The following is a 25,602-nucleotide window of genomic DNA, read 5'->3' as shown; positions in this document are numbered from 1 at the left end:
GGAACATCGTTAATGGGTGGCTTTTGCCACATGTTTTAACTTATCATAGATTCAGTCGTTTGACAATCCTGAAATCGAGTCTAAATAACGCTGGTCTTCTTCTGTTAACGGTGCATCAACGAGAAGATCGGGGCGACGCTCATATGTCCGTTTCAGCGACTGTTCACGTCGCCACTGTGCAATGCGCGCATGATTGCCTGATAACAAGACGTCTGGTACCCGGTGTCCAGCATATTCAGCTGGACGTGTATAATGTGGATACTCGAGAAGACCCGTCGAGAACGAATCATCTTCGTGACTCGCGGACGCACCGAGCACGTCTGGTAAGAGACGAACGACGGCATCGATCATCGTCATCGCAGCAAGTTCTCCCCCTGTTAAGACGAAGTCTCCGAGCGAAACCTCATCCGTCACAAGCTGATCATGGATTCGTTGATCAAACCCTTCATAGTGACCGCATAAAAAGACCAGTTCTTCTTCTTTTGCCCACTCTTCTGCCATCCGTTGCGAAAATCGTTTTCCTGTCGGTGTCATGACGATAATTCGTCGCTTCCGTTCCGGTAGACTCGCGATCGCATCAAAAACGGGTTGCGGTGTCAACAGCATCCCCGCTCCGCCACCATATGGATAATCATCGACCTTGCCATGACGATTCGTCGAGAAGTCACGAAAATTAATCGTTTCAAGCATGACGCGTTCCTCGTCCTGTGCTCGCTTGACAATCGAATGATCGAGCGCTGAAAACATCTCTGGAAACAGCGTCAACACACGAATGTTCATTCCTCGATCAATCCTGGAAGCGGTGTGATTTGGATGCGTTTTTGCTCCACGTCAACGGAAGCGACGACTTGTTCGATATAGGGAATCAAGACATCTTTCTTTCCGTCCCGTTTGATCGTCCAGACATCATTTGCACCCGTCTCGAGAATGTCGGATACGACACCGATTTTCGTCTCACCGTCGTAGACCGTGCAGCCGATGATTTCGTGATAGTAAAATTCATGTTCGTCTAAGTCCTGCAAGTCTTCTGCGTGGACATAGAGTTTCAATCCTTTGTACTTCTCGACGTCATTGATATGATGCATTCCTTTGAGCGTCACCATAATGAATTGTTTATGTTTCCGGTAACCACTGATCGTCACCGGCGTATATGTGCCTTCAGAGCCAAGAAAGACTTCTTTCCCGACCTTAAAGCGTTCTTCCGGGAAATCCGTGCTTGCTAGTAGCTTTAATTCCCCTTTTAGACCGTGCGTGTTGGCGATTTTTGCAATTTCCAACCATTCCATTCGTTTCACTTCCTTTCTTGAATTAAAAAAAGGAGGTAAGCTTTCGCTCACCTCCTAACGTCTTACTTCGCGAGTTTCGCGTTGTGGAATTTCTCCATGATACCAGCTTGTGAGAAGAGGTTACGAACTGTGTCCGAAGGTTTAGCACCTTCAGAGAGCCATTTAAGAGCTAGCTCTTCGTTGATTTTAACTTCTGCTTCTGGTTTAGCAACTGGATTGTAGTATCCGATTTGCTCGATGAAACGACCATCACGTGGTGCACGTGAGTCTGCTACTACCACACGGTAGAAAGGTGATTTTTTTGCGCCCATGCGCTTAAGACGAATTTTAACTGCCATTCGTAAGTCCCTCCAAATAATAAATAATTTTTTCGTTTAGTCAAATTGACAACTTCATTAGTATACAACGTTACAGCAAAAGAGAAAAGACTTTTAAAAGAATGGAAGGCCAAAGCCTTTCTTTTTCCCTTTGCCCATCTGTCCGGAAAATTGTTTCATCATTTTCCGCATGTCTTCAAACTGTTTAATGAGACGGTTGACTTCTTGAATACTACGTCCACTACCACGGGCAATCCGCTTCCGGCGACTCGCATTCAAGATTTCGGGTTCAGTCCGCTCTCGCTTCGTCATCGATTGGATAATCGCTTCGACATACACGAGTTGCTTCTCATCGATTTGGGCGTTTTTCAACCCCTTCATCTTCCCTTTTCCTGCCCCAGGGATCATTCCCAACAGTTCGTCGAGTGGACCCATCTGTTTGACCTGCTGCAACTGCTCGATGAAATCATCGAATGTAAACGATGCATCGCGCATTTTGCTTTCTAACTCTTTGGCACGCGTAGCGTCCATTTGTGACTCTGCTTTTTCAATCAGCGTCAGCATGTCTCCCATGCCTAAAATCCGAGACGCCATCCGCTCGGGATAGAATGGTTCGATGGCATCGAGCTTCTCTCCAAGACCGACGAATTTAATCGGTGCTCCGGTGACTGCCTTGATGGAGAGTGCTGCACCACCTCGCGTATCTCCGTCGAGCTTCGTCAGAACGACCCCCGTCACGCCAAGTTTCTCGTTGAAACTCTCTGCGACGTTGACGGCATCCTGACCCGTCATCGAATCGACGACAAGGAAGATTTCATGCGGTTTGGCGATTTCCTTAACATCAACGAGTTCCTGCATCAGTTCCTCGTCGACATGTAGGCGACCTGCCGTATCGATCAACACGATATCGTGATGATGCTCTTTTGCATAATCGAGTGCACCGGTAACGATTTCTTGCGGACTGACCTGATCTCCCATTGAGAAGACCGGTAACTCCAATTGTTTTCCGAGTGTCTCTAATTGTTTGATTGCTGCCGGACGATAAATATCCGCTGCAACAAGCAAAGGACTACGATTATGTTTTTTACGTAAATGATTGGCTAGTTTACCAGTTGTCGTTGTTTTACCTGCCCCTTGCAGACCTGTCATCATAATGACGGTCGGAGGACGGTTCGCAAGCGTCAATGGTGATACTTCCGTACCCATCAGATTCGTCAATTCGTCATGGACGATCTTAACGACTTGTTGTCCTGGCGTCAAAGACGTCATGACATCCTGTCCGACAGCACGTTCCTTTACATCATTTACGAATTGTTTGACGACCTTGAAGTTGACGTCGGCTTCGAGTAGCGCTAAGCGAACTTCGCGCATCATCTCTTTGACGTCTGCTTCAGAAATCTTACCTTTACCTCGCATTTTAGCGAGACTGGCTTGAAGCCGTTCCGATAATCCTTCGAATGCCATTAAGAATGCCTCCTACTCTAATTGCTCCAATGTCTCAATGATCACTAGGGCTTCACCCGGAAGGTCGCATTGCTTTAGCTGATCGAGTAACTGTTTTCGCCGCTCATGTTTCTTAAACAGCGATAATCGTTCCTCATATTGCTCAAGCATGGCTTCCGTGCGTTTTATGTTGTCGTAGACTGCTTGTCGGCTGACTTCAAACTCATCGGCGATCTCACCTAAGGAAAAGTCATCTAAGTAATAGAGTGACATATAGTTCCGTTGTTTTGGTGTCAAAAGCTCCTGATAAAAGTCAATCAGATAGTTCATCCGGTTCGTTTTATCAAGTGTCATCCGAGCACCTCCGCAATGTTAAGTGAAATTCCTTTACAGATAGTATAGTACAGCCCTCACAGTGTGTTGTCAAGTTTTTTTCTTTACATGAAACGTCGCTTATTCTGCGCTTTCTTCCGTGTCGACGTTTTCTCTTTCTTCAAAGACATCACCAAACAGTCCATATACGAATTGTTCTGCATCAAATGGTTGTAAATCATCGATTTTTTCACCGAGACCGACGAACTTGACCGGTAGATTCAGCTCGTTCTTGATGGCAAGAACAATCCCACCTTTTGCTGTTCCGTCAAGCTTCGTCAAGACGATCCCACTGACGTTCGTCGCTTGTTTAAAGGCTTTTGCTTGCACCATCGCATTTTGTCCTGTCGTCGCGTCAAGTGCCAGTATCACTTCATGTGGCGCTCCTGGAATTTCACGTTCGATGACGCGTTTGACTTTTTCAAGCTCGTTCATCAAATTGACCTTATTTTGAAGGCGTCCTGCTGTATCACAAATCAAGACGTCGACTTTACGTGCTTTCGCTGCTTGAACGGCGTCGTAGACGACAGCAGCTGGGTCTGATCCTTCCCCTTGACGGATGACCGGTACACCAGAGCGTTCGCCCCAGACCTGCAGTTGATCAATCGCACCCGCACGGAACGTATCTCCTGCCGCTAACATGACACTCTTACCTTCTTGTTTTAATCGATTCGCAAGTTTCCCGATTGTCGTCGTCTTCCCGACACCGTTGACACCAACGAAAAGAATGACGTTCAGCTCATGATCGAGATCGAGTGCTGTCTCTTCCTCTTCGACTAACATGTTCGCGACGACTTCGACGAGGACGTCTCGGACTTGTTTTGGATCTTTGACGTTACGGCGTTTGACTTCTGTTTTTAACTCCTCGACTAAATCCATCGTCGTCGTTACACCGACGTCGGCTTGGATTAAGACTTCTTCTAACTCTTCAAAGAAATCTTCATCGACTTCGCGGAAGCGGTAGACGAGATCATTGACGGCACTCGCTAGTCCGTCACGTGTCTTTGTCAAACCTTCCGTGAATTTCGTCGTGACTTCTTGGGTCGAAGTCGTCAAGCGGTCTTTCAGTTTTTTAAAGAAACTCATTGTTTAATCTCCTTTGGTTCTTCACTTAATGTACGTCGTGCCTCTTCTAGTTTAACGGATAACACTTCAGATATCCCGTTTTGCTGCATCGTGACGCCATATAGAACGTCTGCCGCCTCCATCGTCCCTTTACGATGGGTGATGATGACGAACTGTGTATCGCGCGCCAATTGATGGACGAACTCTCCAAATCGAGCGACGTTCGCTTCGTCAAGCGCCGCTTCGACCTCATCGAGAACGCAGAATGGTACCGGACGTGTCTTTAAAATCGCAAATAATAAAGCGATTGCCGTCAAGGCACGTTCTCCACCTGACAAGAGCGACAGATTCTGTAGCTTTTTACCGGGTGGCTTCGCAACGATATCAATTCCACTCGTCAACAGGTCACTCGGATCAACGAGGACTAGATCGGCTTCTCCGCCACCGAACAACTCGCGGAATGTTTCCCGGAAATGCTCACGGACAGCATCATACGTTTGACGGAACAACCGAATGACTTCTCGGTCCATCTCTTCGATGACGCCATAGAGATCCGTTTTAGCAGCGACAAGGTCATCTCGTTGCGCCGACAGGAACGTAAACCGTTCATCGACTTCCGCGAATTCCTCAATCGCACCGATGTTGACGATGCCGATCTCTTCGAGTTGGCGTTTAAGCAGATGAATTTCTTCTTTCGCTTCTTCATATGATAGATCGAGCGGTGCAATCAACTCGAGCAGTAACCCCATCTCATCGAGCATTTCTTGTCTTGTTTCAAGACGTGTACTCGTTTTCCCTTGCGAAAGACGCAGTTGCTCAAGCGTCTGTTTCGTCGTTTGTTGGTCGTCCTTCGTTTTCGCTTCGCGAATCCGGATCAATCGCAGAGATTCCGCTTTTATTTGAATCCGTTGTCCGATTGCGACGAGATCAGCTTCGACTTGTTGTTGTTTTTGCTCCTGTTCACGCTGTTCTGCGTGTAGAGCATCGATTTTCGCTTCATCGAACCCTTCGAGAACATGACGTAAGTCACGTCGTTTATGTCCTCGTTCGAGTTTCGCGTGACTCACCTGTTCCGTCAGACGTTCGATATCTTGAGTAAGCTGCGCTTGTTTCATTTGAATCGTCCGCTCTTCGAGAACCGCCTCAGCCTGTTCCTTCTTCAGTTCGTCCATCGTGACGGCACCACGGGCTTGAGCATCTTTAAGACGATCAAGGGCTTGTCTGAGCTCTGTTTGACGCGCTGTCCATTTCGCAATCTCGACTTCGGACGTCTCGATGATCCGGCGTGCTTCCTGTTCTTGTTCAAGCACGCGTGCCATTTGTCGATCTTCAACCGATAATTCAGACTTCGTGACAGCGAGATGACGATTTGCATCCGCTAACGTATCGCGCGATTGTTCCAATTGTCCTTGTAATGCTTGGATCGTTTCCGTGCGCGCTCGCGCAGTAGCATCGAGCGTCTGAATTACCTCTCGAAGATCTTCTAAGCGGCGTATCTGCTCCCGAATGACAGCTTGCCCACGTGTCAATCCCTCTTTTAACTCTTCGAGCTCACGCGATTGACTGAACAATGGTGTACCTTTTTTACGACTTCCGCCGGTCATCGTTCCACCGACGTTGACAACGTCACCTTCAAGCGTGACGAGACGATAACGATGACCTGTCGAACGGGCAATTTGGTTCGCCTGTTCAAGCGACTCGACGACAAGTGTCGTCCCGAGTAAGTTCATTTTTAACTTTGTCAACGTCTCGTCTGTCGTCACGAGATCACTCGCGATCCCGACGAATCCAGACATCCCGCCGACTTGTTCTTGTACCGAACGGTTGACTTCACGTGCTTGTAGCGATGCGAGCGGCATGAATGTTGCTCGTCCAGCATTTAATCGTCTGAGTTCTTGAATCAAACGGCGACCGGTCGCATCGGTATCGACGACGATATTCTGCATCGCTCCACCGAGCGCTGTCTCGATTGCTGCTTCAAAGCGCGCCGGTACCGAAATCAATTCTGCGACCGCACCGTGGATTCCCGGATGATGATCCCGTTGTTTCAAGATCGTCTTAACCGCACCGAAGTAACCACTATAATCCGCTTTGACGGATTCGAGGAATTCAATCCGGTCTTCCGTCTTATGGCGACGGCGCTCTAAATCAGCAACGGATTGTTCGACTTGACGTAAGACGTGTTGTTGTTCGTTTCTCGCCGTAAGTGCCGCTGTCTCTTCCTCGGTTGCTTGATCTAGCTTCGTCCGAATCGAAGCAACGTCCGCTTCGAGTCGAGCGACGTCTTCTTCTAGCTGGCGACGAATTGACTGCTTCGAACCACTATCTGCCGTAAAGGAGCGTTGCTGTTCTTCCGCCTGTACGAGATCTTGCTTCGCTCGATTGAAAGCATTATTCGTCGCAGCCAACCGGCTTGCCACTTCAAAAGCTTCCGAACGTAACACTTCGGCTTCTTTATCAAAGTCACGATCTGTTTGTGTCAGCGCTTGATCAGCACGTTCTCGCTCAGCCGTGATGCGTGTCACTTCCTGATCGACCTCTGCTTGGCGTTCTTGCAAAGCGGTTAGTTCAAGTTCCAGTTCCTTGACACGTTCTTCGACGACGGCGACTTCTTGCTCAAGTCGCTCCTTCGTCTCGGTGCCGTGCTTCTCACGCTCTTTCGCTAGGTTAAGGGCGCCTTGGATCTCAACGAGTCGCGTCGAAACATATCGGAGTTGCTCCTGTAATGCGTTTTCTTGTTGTCGTTCTTCTTCAAGCTCCGATTCTTGTTTTTCCCGGGACACGACGGTCTCTTCATAGGTTGTCTTTTGAGACGTAAGTCGTTCTTCACATTGTTCGATATCACGCGCCAATGTTTCGAGTTCCGTCTGATACGTCGTGATCTCTTGTGCGAGAATACCTCTCTCTAATTCGTCATGACGTTCGCGAGCGACGAGATACTCTTTTGCAAGTGCCGCTTGTTCGCGTAACGGCTCGATTCGACCACCAAGCTCATATAAAATATCATCGACACGCGATAGATTCGTTTCCGTATCACTTAGTTTTCGTTCTGCTTGTTTCTTCCGGTGACGATATTTCAAAACGCCTGCCGCTTCCTCAATGACAGCACGACGTTCTTCTGGTTTCCCTGAGATGACTTGTTCGACTCGTCCTTGTCCGATGATCGCAAACGCGTCACGGGACAGACCTGTGTCCATGAATAGGTCGAGAACGTCCTTCAGACGACACGGTTTTTTATTTAAAAAATAATCGCTATCTCCATTGCGACTGACACGCCGCGTGACGCTGATCTCTTGATAAGGTAACGCGACCGTTCCCGACTCATTGTCTAAGACGAGCGTCACCTCAGCAAATTGTTTCCGATGTTCGGACAGACTACCAGCAAAAATGACATCTTCCATTTTTGCTCCACGTAGCGATTTCGCCGATTGTTCCCCGAGTACCCAGCGAACAGCATCCGATATATTTGATTTTCCACTTCCGTTCGGTCCAACGACTGCCGTGACGCCTGGAAGGAATTCTAGTTCAGTTCGACTAGCAAAAGATTTGAAGCCATTGATTTCAATTCGTTTTAAGTACATCTTGATCACCCGTATGTTTAAATTTCTTTTGAATTTCTTTCAGTTTACCATAGCCGAAACGCTAGCAACATGATAGGTTTTAAGGTAGTATCACGCGAAACAAGAAGAAGAGGAGCGAATAACACGATGACGATTGAACAAATGATTGAAGCGATCTTAGATAAATTGAACATCATCAACAAAGGGGTCATTAAAGCAGACCAGTTCGATGGCTCAAAAAACGAAGACTTAAAAGAGATTTATGAGTTCGTCATGATGCGAGACTCGCTATCACTCGCAGAAGTCGACGCAATCGTCGACGAGTTGAAATCCCTTAAGACCGTTTAATCGAGTAAGCACCACACGATAAAAGCCGATCATCTCTCAAGCGCGTGAGAGATGATCGGCTTTTTGTTGCTTAAAACTGTTTCTTTAATTCAAGTAAAGCTTGTTTTGCTGCTTGTTGTTCTGCCTCTTTTTTCGACCGCCCTGTCCCGATACCTTCGAGTTCATCAGCAACTTGGACACGTGAGATGAACTCCCGACTATGCGCTGGACCACGTTCTTCGATGATTTCATACTCAATGACACCTAGACCGACACGTTGAATGGCTTCTTGTAATTGACTCTTAAAATCCGTCTGCTCTTCGAAGAAGCCTGTCGCCACTTTCGGAAAAACCGCTTCGGCGAGGAATCGTTCGGCTGCTTCGATACCTTGATCGAGATACAAGGCTCCAATGAAGGATTCGAAGACATCCGCAAGCAAGGCTGGACGATTCCGACCACCGGTCAGTTCTTCCCCCTTACCTAACAGAATCATATCGGAAAACTGATAGTGATTCGCAAATTGAACGAGTGACGGTTCGCAGACGATCGCCGCTCGCAATTTCGTTAATTCCCCCTCGGAACGTTCCGGGTAGTGTTCGAATAGATAGCGTGATACCGTCAATTCTAGGACCGCATCCCCTAAAAATTCAAGGCGTTCGTTATCTCCTTCAGACTCGCGTTGTTCATTGACGAACGAAGAGTGTGTGAAGGCTTGTTTTAATAGCTCGACATTAGAAAACGTGATGTTAAGACGCTCTTGTAACGCTTCGAATTTCTGCTCGATTTGAGCGAGCGTTCGCGCATCTTTACGCCGTTTTACATAGGGTCCTTTTCGGACGCGACGTCCTTTTTGATTCGTCATAGTTCCTCCTAAACAGCTAAAGCCCACCGCAAACTGCGGTGGGTCAGCTTCAATGATCAGACTTGTGTTTCGATGTAGCTAACGACATCGCCGACAGTCTTCAAGTTTTCTGCTTGCTCATCTTCGATCGTGATTTCGAACTTGTCTTCTAAGTCCATGACGAGTTCCATAACTTCTAGAGAGTCAGCACCGAGGTCGTCTTTGAACGATTTATCGAGTGTGATTTCACTTTGTTCTTTTCCTAATTTTTCTGCGATTGCTTCTTGTACGTCTACTAAGATTTGTTCTTTTGTCATTTTAAAATCCCTCCATGAGTTGAGTATATAAGATGATTGCCGATTTGGCAAAGTACTACCGTTACTTCTGTTACATCGTCATGCCGCCATCAACGGCAAGTGTTTGACCGGTGATGTAACGGGCTTCATCTGAAGCGATGAAACTGACGAGTGATGCGATATCGTCTGTTTGACCGAAGCGTTTCAACGGAATTTGCCCAAGTGACAGGTTCCGCTGTTCTTCCGTCAATTCATCCGTCATGTCCGTTTCGATGAATCCCGGACAGATCGCATTGACTGTGACGCCTTTACTAGCGAGTTCCCGTGCGACGGATTTCGTCAGCCCGATCAGTCCCGCTTTCGCTGCGACATAGTTGGCTTGTCCCGGATTGCCGGAAATCCCGACGACCGACGCGATATTGATGATACGACCGCTTGTTTTTAACAACGGACGCGTCGCCGCTTGTGTGACAAGGAACGCCCCTTTGAGGTTCGTATCGATGACAGCATCAAAATCCGCTTCCTTCATGCGCATCAATAAGCCATCACGCGTAATTCCGGCATTGTTGACGACACAATCCAGTTGACCGAACGTATCAATTGTCTGTTTGATCATTTGCTTAACAGCATCTGCTTCAGCCACATTCGCTTGAATCGCGAGTGCTTCACCGCCTGCTTCTTTGATCTCACGGACGACAGCTTCCGCCTTGTCCGTACTTCCTGCATAGTTGACGACGACACGGAAACCGTCTGTTGCCAATCGCTTAGCGATGGCAGCGCCGATTCCACGCGATGCGCCCGTGACGAGTGCTACTTTACTCAACGAATTCCCTCCGCTTCCAATTGCTCAAGTGTCGTGATGCTGATGATTTTCGCATCTTTTTTGATTCTTTTCACGAGACCGCTAAGCGGAGACGACGGACCAAACTCGATGAATGTATCAGCACCTTCTTCGATCAGACGCTCGACACATGATTCGAATCGAACAGGTGAGTACAACTGCTGAACGAGCAAACGAATCAATTCATCAGGTTGATCGTGGAACGCACTGTCGACGTTCGAGATGAACTTCGTCTTCGCCGCTTCAAACGGTGACGAGACGAGAATGTCTTCGAATCGTGGTGCGAATGGTGTCATGAGCGACGAGTGGAACGCACCCGAAACATCGAGTGGTAACACACGTTTTGCCCCAAGTTCTTTTAACTTCGCTGTGGCAGATTCAACCGCTGCGATTTGTCCTGAGATGACGAATTGTCCAGGACAGTTGTAGTTAGCGATTTGAACGATTTCTCCCGTTGCCGCAATTGATTCGACCGCGTGATGCGCTGCTTCGACATCATTCATGCCGATGACCGCCGCCATCGTCCCACCTGTGACTTGATTCATGAGTTTTCCGCGTTCGCGGACGAGATAGACGGCTTCAGACGGTGTGATGACAGAAGCTGCGACTAGCGCGCTGTACTCTCCGACACTATGTCCGAGTACGAAATCAGGTGTATGTCCTTGTGATGCATACTGCTGTGCGAGTAGCGCACTATGTGCGACGATGGCTGGTTGAGCGATATCTGTCGCTTTCAATTCGTCCTTCGTTCCTGTCGTCATCAGCGTCGTCAGATCCAGACCAATTCGCGTTCCGAGGTCAGCGAGTGATTGGCGTGTCTCTTCTTGCGTGATGAGCGTCTGTCCCATTCCAGGGGTTTGTGATCCTTGTCCCGGAAACATCCAAACTGTTTTCCCCATCTCGTCTCACTCCTTCTTAACGTGCTTCAGTTGCTTTCGCCTGAACGATTTTGGAAACGACTTCTTGTTCGACCATCTTTTCCGCCTGAGCAAGCGCCCGGCTAAACGCATAGGCATTACTTGAACCATGTGCCTTGATGACCGGAGCCGCAATCCCAAATAATCCAGCTCCGCCATATTCTTCATAGGCGAGCAACTGCTTCATTTTTTTCAACTTCGGTTTTAGTACGAGAGCGGCGAGCTTTGATGTCCATGAGCTCATGAATTGTTCCTTCATCACGCCCATGATCATGCTTGCTGCACCTTCAGTACTTTTAAGTAACGTATTACCGGCAAAACCTTCCGTGACGATGACATCGACGTCACCGCTCATCGCTTCTCTCGCCTCGACGTTCCCAACGAAATGAATCGGGGCTGTCTCAAGTAACGGATACGTTTCCTTCGTCAGTGCATTCCCTTTACCGGCTTCTGATCCGATATTGAGGAGTCCGACTTTCGGACGCGTGATGCCGCGAACTTGTTCTGCGTAGACAGAACCCATGATGGCATAATCGAGCAAATGCTCTGCCTTCGCATCCGGGTTGGCGCCAACATCTAAGATGACGACACCTTTCCCATTACGTGTCGGGAAGGTCGGGGCCAGTGCAGGACGGTCAACTCCTTCGATACGACCGATGACGAACAATCCGGCAGTCATGAGCGCTCCCGTGTTGCCTGCTGAAATCAAGGCATCTGCCTCTCCCGATTTCACCAGGTTTGCAGCCACAACGAGTGAGCTATCTTTCTTGCGGCGAATCGCACGTACCGGTTCATCTTCTCCGGTGATGACGGATGCCGCGTGGACAATCGTCACGCGCGGATCCTCGATTTTGTATGAGCGTAACTTCAACTCATCTCCGACTAATCGGATATCGATGTTTTCGTTTGGACGTTCTGCCAAGTAGGCAACGACCCCTTCTACGATGGCACGAGGTGCGTGGTCGCCCCCCATAGCGTCAACTGCTAAAATCATTTTGATTCCTCCTTACTACTTCGATACACCGTAAATTCACCAATGAAGACACATTCTTCACCGACATAACTCTCTACCGTGATGTCAGAACGTCCATCTTGACGATGCGAACTGACGAATGCCTTGGCAACGACGCGTTCCCCGACATGGACGGAACGTGTGAACTGGACGTTCGCACGTGTCGTCAACGCAAGTTCATCGTCGATGAGCGCAATCGCAAGCGAGTTCGCCTGTGCGAACAAAATATGTCCGCGGGCGATCGCATTCCGACTAAACGCATGTTCCGGCAAAATCTCAAGGATCGAGATGGCAGATGTATCGAGTTTCAGGTCAATCATATCACCAATGACTTCATTTTCAGTCAACGTACGCACATCATCCAGGCGTTCGGTCGCGACGTGCTTAATTCGCTCCCGTAATTCCGGAATCTTTAATTCCATCCGGTCCAGACGAATCGTTTGGATACTGACACGAAATCGTGTCGCCAGCGCTTCATCCGTTATGAACGGATTTTGCTCGATTGTCTGTAATAACTCTTGTTGTCTCTCTTTTTTAGGTACCCGCATGTATGTTCCTCCCACAAGAAGGATGACCACTATTATTACCTGGTACTAACAGTAGTATATATCCCTTGTTGTTCACTTTCAAGTATTATTCGATTCTTTCTCCTTCAAGCAGCCCTTGCCGTTCGATAAATTCACGTAAGATACTATATTCTGGCGCTTGCCAAAAGGCATCCGATCGCAGTAATCGGACCGCATCCTGTCGTGCCGTTTCCATGACTTGAATGTCGAGTGCTGGATCGGTCAAGACGAATCGCGGTAACCCACTCTGTTCGGTTCCGAAGAAATTACCAGCACCACGCAACTTTAAATCTTTCTCCGCTAATTTAAAGCCGTCGTTCGTCTCCGTCATCGTTTTGATGCGTTCCTTCCCCGTGTCTGAAGATGGATCAGCAATCAGAATACAGTAAGACTGGGCGTCCCCTCGTCCAACGCGCCCTCTCAACTGGTGGAGTTGGGCGAGTCCGAAACGTTCCGCGTCATGAATGACGATGATCGATGCGTTCGGCACGTTCACCCCGACCTCAACGACTGTCGTCGAAACAAGGATTTGAACGGCGTTTTCCTTGAACGCCTGCATGACATCATCTTTTTCGGAAGACGTCAGGCGCCCATGCATCAAACCGACTTGATACGGTTCGAACCGCTCGGTCAGTATTGCATGTAATTCAATTGCATTTTGAACCTCAAGTGATTCGGATTCCTCGATCAATGGCGTGATGACGTAGGCTTGTCGTCCTTGCGACAATTCTTTCTCGACGAACCCGAAGACGCGCTCCATCTGTTGCGGTTTCGCCCAGTAGGTCTCGATTTCCTTTCGTCCCGCCGGCATCTCATCGATGATCGAAACATCCATATCGCCGAAAACCGATATCGCAAGCGTACGCGGAATCGGTGTTGCTGTCATATATAATACATCTGCTTGTTCTGCTTTTGCCCGCAGACGTTTCCGCTGTTCGACACCGAATCGATGTTGTTCATCGGTGATGACGAGATGTAATGCCTTGAACTGAACCGTATCTTGAATCAATGCATGTGTTCCGACTAAGACGTCAATCTCTCCCGTTACAAGCGCTTCTAGTAAGTGCACGCGTGCTTTTCCTTTAACGGAACTCGTCAGTAGACCGACGCGAATCCCAAGTGGTTCAAGCAATGGAGCGAGCGACGCCGCATGCTGTTCCGCTAAAATTTCTGTCGGTACCATCAAAGCGCCTTGTTTTCCAGCACGAACCGTCGCAAATAGTGCAATCGCTGCGATGACAGTCTTTCCGCTTCCAACATCCCCTTGCAACAATCGATTCATCCGTTCGCCACGTCCGATGTCGTCTAAAATTTCTTTTGTCACGCGCTGTTGCGCGCCTGTCAGTGGAAACGGTAGACTCTGGATGAAATTCGCTATATCCGCTTCATGCAGAGGCAAGGCAATCCCTTGACCTTTTCTTCGTCCAAGACGTAATGCCTGTAACTTCAGCTGAAAATAAAGGCATTCCTCATACACATAACTCCGACGAGCTGCCGTTAACTCTTTTCGATTTGTCGGGAAATGAAGTGCCTTTAGCATCGTCATCCGGTCTTGCAACCGGTATGTCTTGCGAATGCTGTCAGGAATCCGCTCACCTAACGTCTCCGTCTCTTTAAACGCTAAGTCAACGACACGACGGAACGTCTTCATGCGCATATCGCCACGTAACGAGTAAACCGGTGTCAATTCACCCTCAATCGCTCCAAATTGCAATTCCGTCGCAGAAATTGTCATCCGGTGTAAATCCCATTTGCCACTAACCGTCACTTCTGCTCCGAGTTGCAGTTGGTCTTTGTAAAATGCTCGGTTGAACATCGTTACGGTCACACTATACCGTTCTTCGACGAGCAAGCGGAAGGTCAAGCGATTTTTTCCTTTTCCGTAATAGCGCACAAGTGGTTCAGACTGGACTTGTCCCGTGAATTTGACTTTATCTTCGTGAATCGCTTCCGTTAGACTTCCCGTCACGAAATCGTCATAACGAAACGGGACGTGCTCAAGCACGTCCGCAACGGTGAGAATATTCATCTCTTCTAGTTTTTTCGCCAAATCCCGTCCGACACCTTTTAATGTCTTGACGTCACGTGATGGATTCATTCGATAACTCTCCGAAGATTTTTGCTTCGAGCCAGCGACCCGTTGGCGTATTTGCGAGTCCACCTTTTGCAGTTTCGCGAAGCGCAGATGGCATCATCTGACCAATTTCATGCATGGCTGAGATGACTTCATCGCACGGAATCCGTGACGTGATTCCAGCGAGTGCCATGTCGGCAGCGACGACTGCATTCGCTCCACCCATCGCATTTCGTTTGACGCACGGTACTTCTACGAGTCCGGCGACCGGATCACAGACGAGTCCGAGCATGTTCTTCAGCGCAATTGCAAACGCGTGTGCCGATTGATCCGGTGTCCCGCCTGCCATCTCAACGATCGCAGCTGCTGCCATCGCTGTTGCTGAACCGACCTCTGCCTGACAGCCACCAGCTGCTCCGGAGATCGACGCATTGTTCGCAACGACGAAGCCGAACGCCCCGGATGTGAACAAGAAACGTAACATCTGCTCACGCGTCGGATTCAAGCGATCTTTGACCGCAAACAACGTACCAGGTACTACTCCGGCACTCCCTGCCGTTGGTGTCGCACAAATTTTCCCCATGGCAGCGTTGACTTCGTTCGTCCCGATTGCCTTACTGACAGCATCAAGTAGCAGGTCTCCTGACAAACCTTTACCTGAAGCACGATACCGCTGAAGCAACACAGCGTCCCCGCCTGTTAATCCAGTCACCGACTGGACACCTTCTCCATCAAGTGAACGAGCAACTGCCTCTTCCATGACTTGTAGGTTTCGCTCCATCATCGCATAAACTTCATCCCGCTCTAAATGACGAACCGTCATCTCTTGTTCGATCATGACTTCCGAAATCGGAATGTTTCGTTCCGTCGCGATAGCGACGAGTTCTTTTACGGATTTAAACATATCTTCACTCTCCCATCATGACGGCACGCTCGACTTGAGGTAACCGATCGATTTCTTCCAACACTTCTGCTGTAATTCGGTCATCAATTTCAATCGCCATAAGTGCTTGTTTTCCTTTTTCGTGCCGTGAGACTTCCATGTGACCGATATTGATTTCGTAATCAGCCAGTATGCTCGTCACGGCAGCAATCGCACCGAACCGGTCATGGTGTAAGACGACGAGTGCCGGTCCCCCACCGGACAAACGAAGCGGTACACCATTTAGTTCTGTGATCTCAATCGTTCCCCCACCAATTGAAATCCCGACAAGTTCAAACTCTTCTATGCCATTCGTCAAGTGGACACGTGCCGTATTCGGATGATCCGTCAATGCTTCACTCGTCTCAAAATGAATCTCGATCCCTTTTGATTTTGCGATATCGATCGATTGTGGAATTCGGTCGTCAAACGTGTCGTATCCGAGTACACCGCCAATGATCGCGACGTCCGTGCCGTGTCCACGATACGTATCAGCAAATGACCCATAAAACGTGATATGGATGACTGTTGGTGTTTCCCCGAACAATTTCCCCGCCATCAATCCAATCCGTGCAGCTCCCGCTGTATGCGAGCTTGATGGACCAACCATGACTGGTCCGATGATGTCAAAGACGCTACGATATTTCATCTCTTTTCCCCTCTCTATGAAACAAACGAAATCCCACCTCTATTATCGCAGATGGTGGGATTCGTGAAAAGGCTAGTCGCCTTTTTTCAGTATGATGGTTTTATTCGACGCTTAAAATGTACGAATAAAGTGGTTGTTTGCCGTCGTGCACTTCCACTTCAGCATCCGGATTGACCGATTCGATATATTCGACGAGTGACTCGACTTCTTCCGTTGAGACGCCTTCACCGTAAAGAACCGTGATGATCTCATCGTCTTCCGTGACGAGTGTATCGACGAGTTTCTTAACAGCACCAAGACTTGATCCGTCCGTAGCAACGATTTGTTTTTCAGCAATCGCCATATGATCGTCTTTCTTGATTTCTACACCATCGATGTTCGTATCACGTACAGCATATGTGACTTGACCCGATTTAACAGCTGCAATCGCATCTGCCATATGCGCTTCGTTCTCTTCGACAGTCGCTTCCGGGTTATAGACGATTGTTGCCGCCAACCCTTGTGGGACTGTTTTTGATTTCACGACCGTCACACCGCAAGAAGCAACAGATGCTGCTTGTTCAGCGGCCATGATGATGTTCGAGTTGTTCGGGTAGACATAAACGTGTTCCGCGTGTGCATCCTCAATCGCCTTAACGATATCTTCCGTCGACGGGTTCATCGTTTGTCCGCCTTCGATGACGACACTGACACCGAGTGATTTGAAGAGTTCACTGATTCCTTCACCCATTGCGACTGTCACGAGGGCAGCTTTCGCTTTTGCCTTCGGTGCAGCAACTGGAGTGACTTGGTTCGCGCCTTCTTCTTCAAGGATTGTTGAATGTTGTTGACGCATGTTTTCAATTTTAACAGCGACGAGTTCGCCAAAGCGTTGTCCTTTTGTGATGACTTCTCCTGGTGTTTCAACGTGAACGTGAACTTTAAGGAGTTCTTCATCCGCGACGACGAGCAACGAATCACCGAATTCCGCTAATTCGTTTCGGAAGTCTTCTTCGCTGAACGGTGCATTCGCGAGCTTGTCATCCTGGAAACGCACCATGATCTCCGTGCAGTAGCCGTAGTGGATTTCTTCTGTCGACATGAAGCTTTGAGCCGTTTTGTGATGCTCTGCTTCGACGAGTGCTTCCATGACAGGCGCATGCGGCTTATCCAGTTCTTTTCCTTCAAGCGTTGCAAGGAATCCTTCATAGATACAGACGAGACCTTGACCACCTGAATCAACGACACCTACTTCTTTTAATACTGGAAGAAGATCGGGTGTTCCGTCGAGTGATACTTTCGACGCTTCGACGAGCTGACGCATCAACTCTAAGAAATCCGTCGTCGTCTCAGATTGTGCGATAGCCGCAACAGCTGTTTCACGGGCAACCGTCAAGATTGTTCCTTCGACCGGCTTCATGACCGCTTTGTATGCTGTGTCGACACCTTTTTGTAACGCATCTGCGAATTCCTTCGTATCAATCGTCGTTTTTCCTTCGATTGATTTTGAGAATCCACGGAACAATTGACTCAAGATGACGCCCGAGTTTCCGCGTGCACCCATTAATAATCCACGCGCAAATACGTTCGCGACTTCCGATACAGAATCCGCTGTCGATTTACCTGCTTCTTTTGCACCTGAAGTCATCGTCAAATTCATGTTCGTTCCCGTATCACCATCTGGCACAGGGAAGACATTCAATGAATCGACGAAATCTGCATTTTGATAGAGATTCGCCGCGCCATTTTGAATCATCTTGACTAACTGCGCTCCTGTTAAACGATCTACACTCACTAAAGTTTCCTCCTCTATTCCCGCCTTAGACATTCGTCAAGCGGACTCCTTGGACAAAGATGTTCACAGATGTCACGTCAAGACCTAGTGCCTGACTGAGCGTGTATTTCACGCGACTCTGTACGTTATTCGCCACCTCTGAGATTTTCGTTCCATAACTTACGATGATATGCATATCGATATGGACCTGCTCTGAAGCCTGTCGAACGATGACACCGCGTGCAAAGTTCTCACGTTTTAAGAGTTCAGCAAGACCATCCTTGATTTGAGATTGGGATGCCATACCAACGACACCAAAACATTCCATTGCTGCGCCGCCCGCAAGTTGCGCGACGACATCATTATCTACATCAATCTTTCCATAGGTCGTTTTCATCTCGATCGCCACCTGAGTAGCCCCCTTTGAATATTGTATTCTTCTCATAATTCTACTATAAGGACCTACTATTGAAAAGTCGCCGTACTGACTATACAATGAATAAGTGAAAAATAGTAGCGGTCAAATGAACTTTTACCATCATCCTCATCCATTATTTTAAATTTCGAGGTTGCCTGTCAAGTTTTTTTCTTGTCAGCTACTTTTTTTATGTTGCAACCGCCTTGACACCATGCTAAGATAGCAAAGTGTCTATTAGGACGAACGCAAAACAACATAAAAGGAGGCGGAACGCATGGCACGTAAATGCTACGTTACTGGGAAATCGCCAAAGTCGGGTAACAACCGTTCACACGCATTGAACAAAACAAAACGTACTTGGGGAGTCAACGTACAAAAAGTACGTATCCTCGTCGACGGTAAGCCGAAAAAGGTTTGGGTTTCAGCTCGAGCTCTTAAATCAGGTAAAGTCGAACGCGTATAAGGCGCAACACCGGATGGGAATCTTCCCCTCCGGTTTTTTTATACCCTCATTTATTTTTCTCATAAACTAATTGTCGCTTTTATTGAAAACGCTTACAATAGGAAGGTACTTTATTTTGTCAGAATTGGGGGAAGTCATCATGCAACTCAAACGAGAGATGACGAGTCGACACCTGTTCATGATCTCACTCGGTGGGATCATCGGAACAGGCTTATTTCTAGGGTCAGGGTTAACGATTTCACAAGCGGGACCTCTCGGGGCGGTCCTCAGTTACATCGTGGGTGGGACCATCATGTATCTGACGATGTTATGTTTAGGAGAGTTAGCGGTCTATATGCCGGTCTCAGGGTCATTTCAGACCTATACGACCCGTTTCATCGGACCAGGAATCGGTTTTGCCGTCGGTTGGATTTATTGGCTCGGCTGGGCTGTGACGGTTGCACTCGAAATAACGGCAGCTGGCAGTTTGATGGATCGTTGGTTTCCAAACGTGCCGGTCGTCGTCTGGTGTACTGTCTTTACGGTCTTACTATTCGGTCTGAATGCCGTCTCAGCAAAAGCGTTCGGTGAAGCAGAATTCTGGTTCTCAAGTTTGAAGGTACTCGCGATTCTCTTCTTCATCGTTCTCGGCGGCGCTGCTTGGTTCGGTTGGTTACCGATGGAAGCAGATCGTCCAACATCGTTGTTCGCGAACTTTACGGCAAGCGGTTGGTTTCCAAATGGAATCCTCGGTGTCTTGACGACGATGATTGCCGTCAACTTCGCTTTCCAAGGAACCGAATTGATTGGTGTCGCGGCTGGGGAGTCCGACACACCTGAAAAATCGATTCCAAAAGCGATTCGGAATACAGTCTGGCGTACGTTCATTTTCTTTGTCTTATCAATTACAATCGTTGGTGCCTTAATTCCATATGAGACAGCTGGAGGAGTCAGTAGCCCGTTCATCATGGTCTTTGATGCGATTGGTATCCCGTATGCTGCTGATTTGATGAATATCGTCGTTTTGACAGCACTATTATCTGTTGGAAACTCAGGACTTTACGCTGCAACGCGAATGTTATGGGCAATGTCGCAGGAAGGAATGATTTCAAAAAAATTATCTTACGTGAATGCACGTGGTGTACCTATGCGTGCCTTACTCTTTACAATGATGTTTGCGATGCTTTCGCTACTGACAGCATTTTTCGCAGAGGATACCGTCTTTATCTGGCTCTTGTCCTTAGCCGGTCTCGGTGCTCAGGTCGGTTGGATTTCCATCTCTGCGTCTCAGCTCGCATTTCGTCGGCAGTTCTTACGAAACGGACATGATCTATCCGAATTGAAATTCAAGACACCGCTTTATCCGGTGTTACCGCTGATTTCATTGACGTTAAACGTCGTCGTCCTCGTTAGTCTTGCGTTTCAAGCGGATCAACGGATCGCCCTATACATCGGTGTTCCATTCTTCCTCGTCATGTGGGGAAGCTATCATCTCTTCGTCAAAGGAAAACATCTAGCAGCACAAAGCGACATCCGTGTCGCTCCCTCTCAACTCGAAGAATAACGATATGAAAAGAGGCCGCGGATCATCCACGGCCTCTTTTCATATGCTTGTTCTATTCCTTAAGTGTTCGCATCATCAGTAGTTCTCCTTGATGGAGCTCTACTTTCGCTTCTGACGCACTCCATTCATTGCTGACGGTCAATGAGCCTCCAACAGGAACCGAATGCGCATCGAGTGGGTATTTGACTCCAGATAAGCTTAGGATCGACGCCACAAGTGGAATGAATGAGAGATAATGATAGCTTCCTGCCTTAACTGCATATGTCCCCACTGCCAAATACCGTACCTCTTCTCGTTTCGTGACGAGTCGTGCCTTAGGATATTGTTTTAACAAATAGACATTTTGAACGGTCATGTCGAGTCGTCCGCCTGTCGCTCCAATGATGATGATCTCCTCACCCCGTTTCATCTCTGATACGGTACGGAGGGAAAGTTCGAGATCCGTTTCATCTTTCTCTGCCGGATGGACGATTGCATCTTCAGGTACATAGCCAAGTGAATCAAAATCACCAATCATCATATCGCATGTCAACCCAAACGATTCAATCGTTTGAACACCACCATCAACACCAACGATGAAATCACCGGGCTGGCAAAACGTCCGTAAGTCAGGTACCTCTTCTTGCGGACCCGCACAGACAAGAATCGCCCGCATATTAAACACCTCGTGCTGAATAGCGAAGTAAGCGTGGTGCAGTCGTGAAGAGAAGACCTGCGACGACACCACAAAGAACGTAAGACGGAACCATGTATGTCGCATTATAAATCAACGAATATGGTATGACTGGACCCTCAGCATACTCGGCAAAAAAGACGATTCCGCTGATGACATGACAGATATAACGAAGTCCCGCTCCTAAAAGCGTCGCAAGTAGGACAAACGTCATCAAGCGTTTCTTCTGTCCGTTACGCGCGGCTTGTCTAACTTGACGTGCAAACAGCCCACTTAATCCGACGACTCCATATGCAATCGTATAATCGAGTAGTGGTTGAACGACCGTCAAAACTTGTGGGGCGAACATCAATTGAATCGTACCGACAAGTGCTCCAGTGACGACACCTCCGACGACACCATGGCGAAACGCCATGACGAAGATGGGAAGCATCGCTAAGCTGATTGAGCCCCCTTGTGGCATTTTGAATGGAATCAATAAATCAAAGACGACTCCGAGACTGGCGAAGATGGCAATTTCCATCATCATTTGTAACCGTTTCATGATAATTTCCTCCTTCATGGAATAAAACGGGACGCAAAAAGGCAGTACGACGAACGCCGTACTGCCTGCGTGCGCCACATCCCTACGTCCGTTTGAACGGAACAGGTTCGAAGGGTTAAAGTCAAAAGACTCCTCTCAGCCGCTTTTCAAGCGACACCCCTTGCGGTCATCATATTTCGTTTTCTCGTTCTTATTATACGGCAGCCCCTTGACGAATGCTAGTGATTGCTTCCGCATAATCCGATGCATTGTAGATCGCTGATCCTGCGACAAGGACGTTGGCACCATTATCGATGCATAACTTTGCCGTTTCCGGATTGACCCCACCATCAATCTCGATTTCAAATGTAAGACCACGATCTGCCTTCATTTGTGCAAGTGTTGCGAGCTTCGGCATGACACTCTCGATGAACGCCTGACCACCAAAACCTGGATTGACTGTCATCAACAAGACCATATCGACATCCTGAAGAATGTGTTCAATCGTCGATAGTGATGTATGTGGATTCAAGACGACCCCCGCCTTCGCACCTGCCGCTTTGATTTGTTGCAAGACACGATGGACATGATTCGTCGCTTCGACATGGAACGTCACGATGTCGGCTCCTGCCTTGACGAAATCTTCGACGAATCGTTCGGGTTGATCAATCATCAAATGGACATCAAGAACCATATCTGTCTTTTGACGTAGGCTGCTTAACACAGGTAAACCGAATGAGATGTTCGGGACGAACTGACCATCCATGACGTCGAAATGAATGTAGTCTGCTCCTGCCGCCTCAACCGCTTTGACATCACGCTCGAGATTCGCAAAATCTGCTGATAAGATCGATGGTGCAATTTTAATCATCTTCAATACCTCCGGGCTCGATTCTTGATTTCGTCTATAAACATACCATAATTTTCATAGCGGGAGGACATGATTTCTTGTGCCTCGACCGCCTCCTTGACGGCACAACCGGGTTCATTCAAATGCAAACACCCCCGGTATTTACAATCGTCTTGCACAGCCACGAATTCAGGAAAACTCCATCGCACATCCTCTATTTCCATTTCATAAGGAAAGTCTAAATTCGAGAACCCTGGCGTATCGGCAATCAATCCTTCCGCAAGCGGCATCAACGTAACGTGACGGGTTGTATGACGCCCACGTCCGAGTGATTTCGAGATGGCACTCGTTTCTAGATCAAGAGATGGTTCGAGTGCGTTCAACAGCGAGCTTTTTCCGACACCTGATTGTCCGGCAAGAACACTTGTTTTGCCTGCAAGTAATGGTCTGACTTGCTCGACACCTGTCAACGTCTCACTCGATGTCTCGATGACCGTATAGCCAATCTTCCGATAAGCAACAATCGCGTCTCGGACAGCCGGTCCCTTGACATCATCGAGCAGATCCATCTTCGTTAACAAGATGACGGGTTGAATTTCCTTCGCTTCGATCAATACGAGAAACCGATCAAGCAGATGGGCTGAAAAGTCAGGTTCTGCTGCTGAGACGACAAGCAATGCTTGATCGATATTCGCGACAGGAGGACGTACTAAAAAATTGTCACGCTCCTTCACTTCAAGAATATACCCGGTCTCACTCTCGATATGAAGGACGACTTCGTCTCCAACTACCGGACTGATACCACGTTTCCGGAAGTTTCCTCTTGCTCGTGAACGGACTTCCCCTTCTGGCGTCATAACATCATAAAAGCCGCCCTGCAACCGTATGATCGTTCCTTCTCGCTTTTCTTCGATGCGCTGTTCCGTCATCCTATGCACTCCTTTTTCATCACATTCATTGTGCGTCTTTTGCTTGATTGTACGTGATGGTTTTTGAACGATACACCGTATCGTCTTTATAGATCGTAATTTTTCCTTCTTCTCCCGGATCAATTGTCACCGGCACGTCGAACGTCTCATCTTGATCAATGGATTCCTCGATGACAGTCCGTTTCCCTTTCGCATCTTCCGTCTCGATGCGGATAACTTGTTTAGGCGGCGTATCTTCGTCCTCTTCAGATACTGCATCGTACACGACTTTTTCTGGGAACGTTGCTGTTACTGTTTTTTCTTCCTCCCCTTTAGAGATGAAGACGGTCACTGAGTCGTTTGGTTCGACTTGGGCACCTGCTTGCGGAAACTGACGAATGACTTGATCGAGCTTCACGTCACTCGAAAATTCTTGTTCGAACGTTCCGTCTAACCCAACTTTATCCAAGTAAGCTTTTGCCTCATCACTCGATAAGTTTGTCAAATCTTTCAATTCGAAAGAGGATGTCCCCTCAGATACAGTAATCGTAATCGTTTGTTCTTTAGCGATTACTTCCGTTCCAGCGGAAATTGACTGCCGGATGACATTTCCTCGATCTATCTCATCCGACTTCTCTCGCTCGACTTCGACTTTTGCGAATCCAGCTTCTTTTAACGTTGCAATCGCTTCTTTTTCAGCCTCATCTGTTACATCTGGCACTTCGACTGGCTCACTTCCCGTAGAGACGACTAAATTAACTGTCGACCCTTTTTTCACCTGTGCTTTTTCACGAGGTGTCTGACTGATGACGTCACCCTCATCGACCGTATCGCTACTTCGTTCTGTCGTTTCAACGACGAACCCGAGTTTCTCTAACTTCGTTTCCGCTTCGTCTCCATCCATTTTGACGACAGATGGTACGGTGACGCTTGGATCTGGCCACATCGCAAACGTCGTAGCTGCTCCACCAAGTAACAAAAGCAATAAGAGAACGATCCACCAGCGTTTTTTCTTTTTCTTCTCCGATGATTTCGGTTGAACTGTAGTGACAGAAGGTGATTCCGGTTCCGATTTTGACTCTTCTGGCGCTTGTACTGGTGCCAAGACCATCGTCTTTTCCATCTCATCCTCTTCTGCACCACGGATGCCTTCATTTGCTCGTTCATCAGACAATGCCGTTACCATATCTGTTTTAAAAGCTGCAACGGACTGTTGTCGATCATGAGGTGCTTTTGAGAGCGCCTGCATGATACAGTTTTCAAGTGCTTGCGGCACTCTTGGATTCAAGACAGATGGACGGCGCGGCGTATCTTGGAGGTGCTTCAGCGCAATCGCGACCGGTGAGTCTCCTTCAAACGGTACTTGCCCTGTGACAAGTTCGTATAAGACAGCACCGAGGGAATAGATATCTGATTTCTCATCCGCAAATTTACCTTTAGCTTGTTCTGGTGAAAAATAGTGAACGGACCCAAGGACAGACATCGTATGCGTCAGCGTCGCATTCGACATCGCTACGGCGATTCCAAAATCCGTTACTTTGACGGTACCGTCTTCTCGGATCAACATGTTTTGCGGTTTAATATCGCGATGGATGATCCGGTGTGCATGAGCGTGATCGATCGCATCACAAATTTGAGCGATGATATCGACTGCTTGTGGCACAGGTAATGCTTGATTTTCACAAAATGTCTTTAATGTCATACCATCGATATACTCCATGACGATGTAATAGATGGCATCTTCTTCGCCTACATCATAGACGGCAACGATGTTTGGATGATTCAAGCTGGTAGCAGCATGTGCTTCACGTTCGAATCGACGGATGAACTGTTCGTCATGCGAGAATTCAGTCCGTAAAATCTTAATGGCAACATGACGCTTTAAAATCTCATCATAGGCTTGATAGACATTTGCCATCCCGCCACTTCCAACTAGCCGTTCTATGCGGTAGCGGTCATTTAATCGATCTCCGTATCGCATAT

General features: G+C 48.0%; 26 protein-coding genes and 1 riboswitch. Of the genes, 3 read left to right on the top strand and 23 right to left on the bottom strand.

The window, feature by feature from the left end; genetic code table 11:
- Window positions 1-51 precede the first annotated feature (51 nt).
- From trmD to smc, 7 genes are all read right to left on the bottom strand, one after another.
- Entirely contained in the window at window positions 52-780 is a 729-nt protein-coding gene (trmD, locus tag ACV3PA_RS08335) for a tRNA (guanosine(37)-N1)-methyltransferase TrmD (RefSeq protein WP_053453801.1), read from the bottom strand.
- Complete coding sequence (gene rimM / locus ACV3PA_RS08330) at window positions 777-1,286, bottom strand: ribosome maturation factor RimM (protein ID WP_053453802.1); 510 nt, start codon at window positions 1,284-1,286, stop codon at window positions 777-779. Before rimM ends, trmD begins: the two co-directional genes overlap by 4 nt.
- Window positions 1,287-1,348: 62 nt before the next feature.
- On the bottom strand, window positions 1,349-1,624 hold the full coding sequence (rpsP, locus tag ACV3PA_RS08325; protein WP_023468741.1) for a 30S ribosomal protein S16: 276 nt from the start codon (window positions 1,622-1,624) through the stop codon (window positions 1,349-1,351).
- A 93-nt stretch (window positions 1,625-1,717) separates the two neighbouring features.
- Window positions 1,718-3,067 (bottom strand): signal recognition particle protein, encoded by a 1,350-nt coding sequence (gene ffh / locus ACV3PA_RS08320; protein ID WP_053453803.1) that lies wholly within the window; start codon window positions 3,065-3,067, stop codon window positions 1,718-1,720.
- Between the two features lie 12 nt (window positions 3,068-3,079).
- Window positions 3,080-3,400 (bottom strand): putative DNA-binding protein, encoded by a 321-nt coding sequence (locus tag ACV3PA_RS08315; RefSeq protein ID WP_023468743.1) that lies wholly within the window; start codon window positions 3,398-3,400, stop codon window positions 3,080-3,082.
- A gap of 99 nt (window positions 3,401-3,499) precedes the next feature.
- Window positions 3,500-4,504, bottom strand: coding sequence for a signal recognition particle-docking protein FtsY (gene ftsY, locus ACV3PA_RS08310; protein WP_053453804.1), 1,005 nt, complete (start codon window positions 4,502-4,504; stop codon window positions 3,500-3,502).
- Window positions 4,501-8,064, bottom strand: coding sequence for a chromosome segregation protein SMC (gene smc / locus ACV3PA_RS08305; protein ID WP_456124440.1), 3,564 nt, complete (start codon window positions 8,062-8,064; stop codon window positions 4,501-4,503). Before smc ends, ftsY begins: the two co-directional genes overlap by 4 nt.
- Before the next feature lie 126 nt (window positions 8,065-8,190).
- Here smc and ACV3PA_RS08300 point away from each other — a divergent pair, with 126 nt between their 5' ends.
- Window positions 8,191-8,391, top strand: coding sequence for a DUF1128 family protein (locus ACV3PA_RS08300; RefSeq protein ID WP_029342093.1), 201 nt, complete (start codon window positions 8,191-8,193; stop codon window positions 8,389-8,391).
- A 70-nt stretch (window positions 8,392-8,461) separates the two neighbouring features.
- On the opposite strand, the gene rnc is transcribed toward ACV3PA_RS08300, so the two are convergent.
- From rnc to ACV3PA_RS08245, 11 genes are all read right to left on the bottom strand, one after another.
- The gene (rnc, locus tag ACV3PA_RS08295) at window positions 8,462-9,232 is read right to left on the bottom strand and encodes a ribonuclease III (RefSeq protein WP_023468747.1); all 771 of its coding nucleotides are present in this window, start codon (window positions 9,230-9,232) and stop codon (window positions 8,462-8,464) included.
- A gap of 56 nt (window positions 9,233-9,288) precedes the next feature.
- The gene (gene acpP, locus ACV3PA_RS08290; RefSeq protein ID WP_053453806.1) at window positions 9,289-9,528 is read right to left on the bottom strand and encodes an acyl carrier protein; all 240 of its coding nucleotides are present in this window, start codon (window positions 9,526-9,528) and stop codon (window positions 9,289-9,291) included.
- Between the two features lie 70 nt (window positions 9,529-9,598).
- Window positions 9,599-10,330 (bottom strand): 3-oxoacyl-[acyl-carrier-protein] reductase, encoded by a 732-nt coding sequence (fabG, locus tag ACV3PA_RS08285; protein ID WP_035396763.1) that lies wholly within the window; start codon window positions 10,328-10,330, stop codon window positions 9,599-9,601.
- The gene (gene fabD, locus ACV3PA_RS08280; RefSeq protein ID WP_456124439.1) at window positions 10,327-11,247 is read right to left on the bottom strand and encodes an ACP S-malonyltransferase; all 921 of its coding nucleotides are present in this window, start codon (window positions 11,245-11,247) and stop codon (window positions 10,327-10,329) included. The genes fabG and fabD overlap by 4 nt, the downstream gene beginning before the upstream one ends.
- Before the next feature lie 16 nt (window positions 11,248-11,263).
- Entirely contained in the window at window positions 11,264-12,259 is a 996-nt protein-coding gene (plsX, locus tag ACV3PA_RS08275) for a phosphate acyltransferase PlsX (protein WP_456124438.1), read from the bottom strand.
- Entirely contained in the window at window positions 12,256-12,825 is a 570-nt protein-coding gene (fapR, locus tag ACV3PA_RS08270) for a transcription factor FapR (RefSeq protein ID WP_023468752.1), read from the bottom strand. Before fapR ends, plsX begins: the two co-directional genes overlap by 4 nt.
- Window positions 12,826-12,910: 85 nt before the next feature.
- A complete protein-coding gene (gene recG / locus ACV3PA_RS08265) occupies window positions 12,911-14,941 on the bottom strand; it encodes an ATP-dependent DNA helicase RecG (RefSeq protein WP_456124437.1) in 2,031 nt (676 codons plus the stop codon).
- Window positions 14,925-15,821 carry an L-serine ammonia-lyase, iron-sulfur-dependent, subunit alpha gene (sdaAA, locus tag ACV3PA_RS08260; RefSeq protein ID WP_053453810.1) on the bottom strand — a complete coding sequence of 299 codons (897 nt, stop codon included), beginning with the start codon at window positions 15,819-15,821 and terminating at the stop codon, window positions 14,925-14,927. The genes recG and sdaAA overlap by 17 nt, the downstream gene beginning before the upstream one ends.
- 4 nt (window positions 15,822-15,825) lie before the next feature.
- The gene (gene sdaAB, locus ACV3PA_RS08255; RefSeq protein WP_053453811.1) at window positions 15,826-16,488 is read right to left on the bottom strand and encodes an L-serine ammonia-lyase, iron-sulfur-dependent subunit beta; all 663 of its coding nucleotides are present in this window, start codon (window positions 16,486-16,488) and stop codon (window positions 15,826-15,828) included.
- A 100-nt stretch (window positions 16,489-16,588) separates the two neighbouring features.
- Window positions 16,589-18,262: a DAK2 domain-containing protein gene (locus ACV3PA_RS08250; protein WP_456124436.1), complete on the bottom strand. Its 1,674-nt coding sequence runs from the start codon at window positions 18,260-18,262 to the stop codon at window positions 16,589-16,591.
- Window positions 18,263-18,287: 25 nt separating this feature from the next.
- Entirely contained in the window at window positions 18,288-18,650 is a 363-nt protein-coding gene (locus ACV3PA_RS08245; RefSeq protein ID WP_023468757.1) for an Asp23/Gls24 family envelope stress response protein, read from the bottom strand.
- Window positions 18,651-18,933: 283 nt separating this feature from the next.
- Here ACV3PA_RS08245 and rpmB point away from each other — a divergent pair, with 283 nt between their 5' ends.
- On the top strand, window positions 18,934-19,122 hold the full coding sequence (gene rpmB, locus ACV3PA_RS08240) for a 50S ribosomal protein L28 (RefSeq protein ID WP_023468758.1): 189 nt from the start codon (window positions 18,934-18,936) through the stop codon (window positions 19,120-19,122).
- 139 nt (window positions 19,123-19,261) lie between these two features.
- Window positions 19,262-20,665, top strand: a complete 1,404-nt coding sequence (locus ACV3PA_RS08235) for an amino acid permease (protein WP_053454552.1) — start codon at window positions 19,262-19,264, stop codon at window positions 20,663-20,665.
- 52 nt (window positions 20,666-20,717) lie between these two features.
- On the opposite strand, the gene ACV3PA_RS08230 is transcribed toward ACV3PA_RS08235, so the two are convergent.
- From ACV3PA_RS08230 to pknB, 5 genes are all read right to left on the bottom strand, one after another.
- A complete protein-coding gene (locus ACV3PA_RS08230) occupies window positions 20,718-21,320 on the bottom strand; it encodes a thiamine diphosphokinase (RefSeq protein WP_053453813.1) in 603 nt (200 codons plus the stop codon).
- Between the two features lies 1 nt (window position 21,321).
- Window positions 21,322-21,882, bottom strand: coding sequence for an energy-coupled thiamine transporter ThiT (gene thiT / locus ACV3PA_RS08225; protein ID WP_053453814.1), 561 nt, complete (start codon window positions 21,880-21,882; stop codon window positions 21,322-21,324).
- 62 nt (window positions 21,883-21,944) lie between these two features.
- A riboswitch (TPP riboswitch) is annotated at window positions 21,945-22,053 on the bottom strand.
- Window positions 22,054-22,075: 22 nt separating this feature from the next.
- On the bottom strand, window positions 22,076-22,732 hold the full coding sequence (gene rpe, locus ACV3PA_RS08220) for a ribulose-phosphate 3-epimerase (RefSeq protein ID WP_456124435.1): 657 nt from the start codon (window positions 22,730-22,732) through the stop codon (window positions 22,076-22,078).
- 2 nt (window positions 22,733-22,734) lie between these two features.
- Window positions 22,735-23,640 (bottom strand): ribosome small subunit-dependent GTPase A, encoded by a 906-nt coding sequence (gene rsgA, locus ACV3PA_RS08215; RefSeq protein WP_456124434.1) that lies wholly within the window; start codon window positions 23,638-23,640, stop codon window positions 22,735-22,737.
- A gap of 25 nt (window positions 23,641-23,665) precedes the next feature.
- Window positions 23,666-25,600, bottom strand: a complete 1,935-nt coding sequence (gene pknB, locus ACV3PA_RS08210; protein ID WP_053453817.1) for a Stk1 family PASTA domain-containing Ser/Thr kinase — start codon at window positions 25,598-25,600, stop codon at window positions 23,666-23,668.
- Window positions 25,601-25,602 lie beyond the last annotated feature (2 nt).

The sequence above is a fragment of the Exiguobacterium sp. EA-TM-5 genome, from assembly GCF_053878415.1.
Note: the sequence above shows the minus strand (reverse complement) of the source record. Positions and strands in the feature narration are given on the sequence as shown.

Bases quoted from the DNA above. Each gene is read 5' to 3' on its own strand.
- trmD (WP_053453801.1), bottom strand. From the start codon at position 780: ATGAACATTCGTGTGTTGACGCTGTTTCCAGAGATGTTTTCAGCGCTC.
- rimM (WP_053453802.1), bottom strand. From the start codon at position 1,286: ATGGAATGGTTGGAAATTGCAAAAATCGCCAACACGCACGGTCTAAAA.
- rpsP (WP_023468741.1), bottom strand. From the start codon at position 1,624: ATGGCAGTTAAAATTCGTCTTAAGCGCATGGGCGCAAAAAAATCACCT.
- ffh (WP_053453803.1), bottom strand. From the start codon at position 3,067: ATGGCATTCGAAGGATTATCGGAACGGCTTCAAGCCAGTCTCGCTAAA.
- ACV3PA_RS08315 (WP_023468743.1), bottom strand. From the start codon at position 3,400: ATGACACTTGATAAAACGAACCGGATGAACTATCTGATTGACTTTTAT.
- ftsY (WP_053453804.1), bottom strand. From the start codon at position 4,504: ATGAGTTTCTTTAAAAAACTGAAAGACCGCTTGACGACTTCGACCCAA.
- smc (WP_456124440.1), bottom strand. From the start codon at position 8,064: ATGTACTTAAAACGAATTGAAATCAATGGCTTCAAATCTTTTGCTAGT.
- ACV3PA_RS08300 (WP_029342093.1), top strand. From the start codon at position 8,191: ATGACGATTGAACAAATGATTGAAGCGATCTTAGATAAATTGAACATC.
- rnc (WP_023468747.1), bottom strand. From the start codon at position 9,232: ATGACGAATCAAAAAGGACGTCGCGTCCGAAAAGGACCCTATGTAAAA.
- acpP (WP_053453806.1), bottom strand. From the start codon at position 9,528: ATGACAAAAGAACAAATCTTAGTAGACGTACAAGAAGCAATCGCAGAA.
- fabD (WP_456124439.1), bottom strand. From the start codon at position 11,247: ATGGGGAAAACAGTTTGGATGTTTCCGGGACAAGGATCACAAACCCCT.
- plsX (WP_456124438.1), bottom strand. From the start codon at position 12,259: ATGATTTTAGCAGTTGACGCTATGGGGGGCGACCACGCACCTCGTGCC.
- fapR (WP_023468752.1), bottom strand. From the start codon at position 12,825: ATGCGGGTACCTAAAAAAGAGAGACAACAAGAGTTATTACAGACAATC.
- recG (WP_456124437.1), bottom strand. From the start codon at position 14,941: ATGAATCCATCACGTGACGTCAAGACATTAAAAGGTGTCGGACGGGAT.
- sdaAA (WP_053453810.1), bottom strand. From the start codon at position 15,821: ATGTTTAAATCCGTAAAAGAACTCGTCGCTATCGCGACGGAACGAAAC.
- sdaAB (WP_053453811.1), bottom strand. From the start codon at position 16,488: ATGAAATATCGTAGCGTCTTTGACATCATCGGACCAGTCATGGTTGGT.
- rpmB (WP_023468758.1), top strand. From the start codon at position 18,934: ATGGCACGTAAATGCTACGTTACTGGGAAATCGCCAAAGTCGGGTAAC.
- ACV3PA_RS08235 (WP_053454552.1), top strand. From the start codon at position 19,262: ATGCAACTCAAACGAGAGATGACGAGTCGACACCTGTTCATGATCTCA.
- ACV3PA_RS08230 (WP_053453813.1), bottom strand. From the start codon at position 21,320: ATGCGGGCGATTCTTGTCTGTGCGGGTCCGCAAGAAGAGGTACCTGAC.
- thiT (WP_053453814.1), bottom strand. From the start codon at position 21,882: ATGAAACGGTTACAAATGATGATGGAAATTGCCATCTTCGCCAGTCTC.
- rpe (WP_456124435.1), bottom strand. From the start codon at position 22,732: ATGATTAAAATTGCACCATCGATCTTATCAGCAGATTTTGCGAATCTC.
- rsgA (WP_456124434.1), bottom strand. From the start codon at position 23,640: ATGACGGAACAGCGCATCGAAGAAAAGCGAGAAGGAACGATCATACGG.
- pknB (WP_053453817.1), bottom strand. From the start codon at position 25,600: ATGCGATACGGAGATCGATTAAATGACCGCTACCGCATAGAACGGCTA.